Source organism: bacterium, from assembly GCA_026398675.1.
Lineage (GTDB): Bacteria > RBG-13-66-14 > RBG-13-66-14 > RBG-13-66-14 > RBG-13-66-14 > RBG-13-66-14.
The window spans coordinates 1-3,930 of record JAPLSK010000020.1; the positions used below are offsets into that span (position 1 = coordinate 1).

At 64.5% G+C, this 3,930-nt stretch carries 5 protein-coding genes; all 5 read right to left on the reverse strand.

Annotation, left to right across the window (positions count from 1 at the left end; translation table 11 throughout):
* A partial coding sequence (locus tag NTW26_00255; GenBank protein MCX7020705.1) for a hypothetical protein occupies positions 1-415 on the reverse strand: 415 nt, incomplete at its 3' end.
* 2 nt (positions 416-417) lie between these two features.
* Positions 418-1,335 (reverse strand): DUF72 domain-containing protein, encoded by a 918-nt coding sequence (locus NTW26_00260; protein ID MCX7020706.1) that lies wholly within the window; start codon positions 1,333-1,335, stop codon positions 418-420.
* A gap of 1 nt (position 1,336) precedes the next feature.
* Entirely contained in the window at positions 1,337-1,771 is a 435-nt protein-coding gene (umuD, locus tag NTW26_00265) for a translesion error-prone DNA polymerase V autoproteolytic subunit (GenBank protein MCX7020707.1), read from the reverse strand.
* A gap of 13 nt (positions 1,772-1,784) precedes the next feature.
* Positions 1,785-2,582 carry an ABC-2 family transporter protein gene (locus NTW26_00270; GenBank protein ID MCX7020708.1) on the reverse strand — a complete coding sequence of 266 codons (798 nt, stop codon included), beginning with the start codon at positions 2,580-2,582 and terminating at the stop codon, positions 1,785-1,787.
* Between the two features lie 119 nt (positions 2,583-2,701).
* Positions 2,702-3,670 carry a hypothetical protein gene (locus NTW26_00275; protein ID MCX7020709.1) on the reverse strand — a complete coding sequence of 323 codons (969 nt, stop codon included), beginning with the start codon at positions 3,668-3,670 and terminating at the stop codon, positions 2,702-2,704.
* Between the last annotated feature and the right edge of the window lie 260 nt (positions 3,671-3,930).

Here is a 3,930-nt window from a genome sequence, read left to right on the forward strand (position 1 = left end):
AGCGCCGGACGGTGGAGCGGATGACCCCGGCGTACGCCGCCGGGTCGCCGAAGCCGGTCAGGTCCAGGAAGCACTCGTCTATGGAGTACACCTCAAAGTCGTCCGAGAAACGGGCCAGGGTGGACATCACCCGCTGGCTCATGTCGCCGTAGAGGGCGAAGTTGGAGCTGAAGACGCGGACGCGGTTCTTTTCGATGAGGGGCCGCGTCTTGAAGTATGGCGCGCCCATCGCGATTCCCAGCGCCTTGGACTCGTCCGAGCGCGCGATGATGCACCCGTCGTTGTTGGAGAGCACCACCACCGGCACCCCCGCAAGCTCAGGCTGGAAGACCCGCTCGCAGGAGACATAGAAGTTGTTGCAGTCCACGAGGGCGATGCGTCTTGCGGCGACCCGTTGTGCGAGAGGCGTGTCCATCCCTATCCGAGGGCGAGCCGGTTCTGGAGGGAGCGCGCCGCGGAGAGCGCCTTGCCCTTCGGGTGGTTGTTGAAGTAGAGGAAGACCCGCTTCACCGGCCCGCTTAAAAGGCGGATCAACCGCAGAAGGTCGGAGTAGTCCCCCGAGAGCTCCTCGTCCAGGGGGGGGCCGTCGTCCGGGACTAAAGGCTCATCGCCCAGGGCGCGGACCCTCTCCACCCAGGGCTCCAGCTCCTCCAGGGCGTAGTCGTAGTCGTAGCGCTCCGCGTTCCCGCCGCGCCACCACGAGTCCTTCCGGCGACCGTGGAAGCGGACGTAGGCGGTGTCGGTGGTAGCCACGAGCACCGGCGGAAGAAGTCCCGGCAGCGCGGGCATATCCACCGAAACGTAGGTCAGGCCCAGTTCCCCGAGCATCCTCAGGGTTTCCCCGGTCAGCCAGGAGCGGTGGCGAAACTCCACCGCGGGGCATAGGCCGCGGAAGGCGTCGGCCGCGGCCCGCAGGTAATCCACGCTCCCCCCGTCGGCCTTGAACCGGTAGGGAAACTGCAACAGGGTGGGGCCGAGCTTCCCCGCCTCGGCCAGGGGCGTCACCGCCGCGCAGTAACGCTCGACGAGCCCCGCGTCGAGGATTCCGTAGTCCGACGGATGGGTGATTCCACCGGGGGCCTTCACGCTGAAGAGGAACCCGTCCGGCGTGACGGCGGCCATCCGTGAGAAAACCCGCGCCGGCGGGAGCCGGTAATAGGTGGCGTTCACCTCGACGGTGTCGAAGACCGGCCCGCGGTCCCCGGCGAGGAGATCGGTCTGGACCGCCGCCCCGGAGTACCACTCCAGCATCGCGCCGCGCGGCAGCTCCGGCGGGTAGTACACGCCCCGCCAGTCGTCGTAGGAGTAACCGCACGTTCCGACGCGGATTTCCATTTTAAAGCCGGTGTATCACGTTGGTCACCACGCCCCAGACCTCGAAATCGGCCTCCTCGCCGATCTCGATGGGGGGGTAGCCGTCGTTCTCGGCGGCCAGCAGCCAGCCGCCCTCGGTGCGCCGGAGCCTTTTCACCACGAGCTCCCCGGAGACCACGGCGATGACCACCCGGCCGTCGGCGGGCTCCAGGGAGCGGTCCACGATGAGGATGTCGCCGTCGTCAATGCCGGCCCCGATCATGGAGTCCCCGGCCACCCGGACGAAGAATGTGGCCGCCGGGTGCAGGACGAGGTGCTCGTTCAGGTCCAGCCGGTTCTGGATGAAGTCGTCGGCGGGGGAGGGGAATCCGGCCTGGATGTTGGATTCGGCGAGCGGGAGCCCGTCGCCCCCGCCCTGTCCCGGCCGGAAGACCTCGAGCTTGTCGTCCTTCTCCATGGTGCGCTCCTTTTCAGCCGCCCTGGATCTCCAGCCGGCGGTAAGCCCGGCGGACCATGAAAGCCGCCGCCAGGTTCAACGCCACCGCCCAGGCGGCCTGCACGGCCAGGTACTCGGGGGCCTGACCCAGGGGAATCATCCCGGTGTAGAGCGCGATCGGCGTGTACACGGCGCTGCGAAAGGGGAGCCAATCGGCGATGGGCCGAAGCCAGTCCGGGAAGAAGTTCAGGGGGATGAGGGCGCCGGAGAAGAACCGCTCGGTGAAGCCCTTGGCCATGCCGATTCCCCAGCCGGCCATCGTCCAGAAGGTGATGAGCCCGAAGGTGACGTCAATGCCGAACTGGACCGCGACCCCCAGGGCCGTGGAGGCGGCGAAGACCAGCCCCGCCCCCGTCGAGACCGGGGCCTGCATGCCGAAAACGAGGAGCCCGAGCACCAGGATGGGCACGCCGATGACGAGGAGGTAAAAGAAACCGCCGCCAAGGGCCTGAGCGTAGTTCATCCCCACGAAGCTCGTCGGGCGGTAGAGGTCCACGGCAATGTCGCCCGAGCGTATCCGCCGCAGTATCTGACGGTCTATGCGGGTAGCGGTCAGGCTGCGCACGACCCGCGTGAGGAAAATATAGGTGATCATCTGGTCGAGGCTCATCCCGGCCAGGACCTCGCGCCCCCCGTACACCGCCCGCCAGAAGTAGGTGAAGGTCACCAGAACCACCACGGCGTTCACCGCCTGGGTGATAACGTCGAAGCGGTAGGCCATTATCCGCTTGATCTCGATCCGGGCGAAAGCGATGTACTTCTCGAGACCCATCCCCATCCCGCCTGAATTCCGGCGCGGTGAAAGGATAGCATAAGCCGCCCCCGCCGGGGGACGAGGGGACGTAAAAGAAGAGGGACCCCGTGGGGCCCCTCCAGGGTTGGCTACGGGAATTAGAATTTATCCTTGATGACACCCCAAGATGTGTCCTCGACGGCGGAGTCGTCGGAGAAATCTTCAACGGTGAAGAACCAGGTGTCCTCATTCCCATTGCCAAGCACGTCTTCGCAGTACCACCAGACGTTGATGTCGCCGGCGTCGAAGTCCTTTTCCGGCGTGAAGCTGACGAGGCAGCCGCCGAGGTTCAGCATTGTGATGCTGCACTGGTCGGTCACCTCATCCCCGTCGATCACCACAATGACCGTGGGGAGACTGAGGTCGTGACCATCGTCGTGGAGCTCGAAGCTGATGGAAGTGTCGCCGTGGATACCGGAGTCGCCGGGAGCGGGATTCGCGTTATCACTGTAGGGCCCGGTGACGTCGTCGTCTACAACTACCCGGATCATCAGGTTGGAATCTTCCGTGAGCCACTCGGTACCATCGAAGTAGAAGCTACCGTGACTACTTTCCGGATCGGTGGTGTCGGCGCAGAAGTAGGGATGCCCGCCGCTCAACTTGACCACCGTGGTGTAGAACACGTCACCCTCGTTCAGGGTTATTCCGGCGGGGATGGTGTTGGTCTTGTGCCACCCCTCGCCCCCTCCGCTCCTGGAGGCCATGCCGCCGAGCTCGTCACCCGGGAGGCCCTCGTTATCGTTGTAGATGGCGAGGTAAAATGGGGGGTACTCCATTGCAGTGTCGTAGACATAGACCATGCCCATCGTCACGTGGCAGTCCGTCGGGGCGGTGAACTGAACGGCCCGGCTGTAGCTGTCCGGCCAGTAGTCGCCCATTACCCCGTTGTCCCAGATGAGGATCTGCCCGGCGTTATCCTCGCCATTCGAAATGGCGGGGACGATACCGGCCTCGTTGCCGACTACCGCGGTGCGCCCGTTCGAGTCCGCGGAGAGGGTGATTTCGTTGGCCCATGCGACGGAGGTGATGAGCACCAGCATCAGGGCGGCTAAGATTACCTTTTTCATCTCGACTCCTTTGTGTTTTTTACCCGGTTTTTGTTTTAATTACTGGATAGTGTGTCAACCGGTCGCGGTCTTTAATGGCAACAAGCGTGCCAGGAGGGAAATTTAGCCGAAATCGCGCTCCGCGGGCCGTTTCAGACCCGTCACCCGATTCGCGCCACGGCCTCCGACCGAATCTGCCCTACCATTTTGGAGGAGCCGGTTAAAATGAAAGGGCGCGGTGGAACCCTCCCCATCGCCCCCCCCGGAGTGGAGAGGGAAGT

Bases quoted from the DNA above. Each gene is read 5' to 3' on its own strand.
- NTW26_00275 (MCX7020709.1), bottom strand. From the start codon at position 3,670: ATGAAAAAGGTAATCTTAGCCGCCCTGATGCTGGTGCTCATCACCTCC.
- umuD (MCX7020707.1), bottom strand. From the start codon at position 1,771: ATGGAGAAGGACGACAAGCTCGAGGTCTTCCGGCCGGGACAGGGCGGG.
- NTW26_00270 (MCX7020708.1), bottom strand. From the start codon at position 2,582: ATGGGTCTCGAGAAGTACATCGCTTTCGCCCGGATCGAGATCAAGCGG.
- NTW26_00260 (MCX7020706.1), bottom strand. From the start codon at position 1,335: ATGGAAATCCGCGTCGGAACGTGCGGTTACTCCTACGACGACTGGCGG.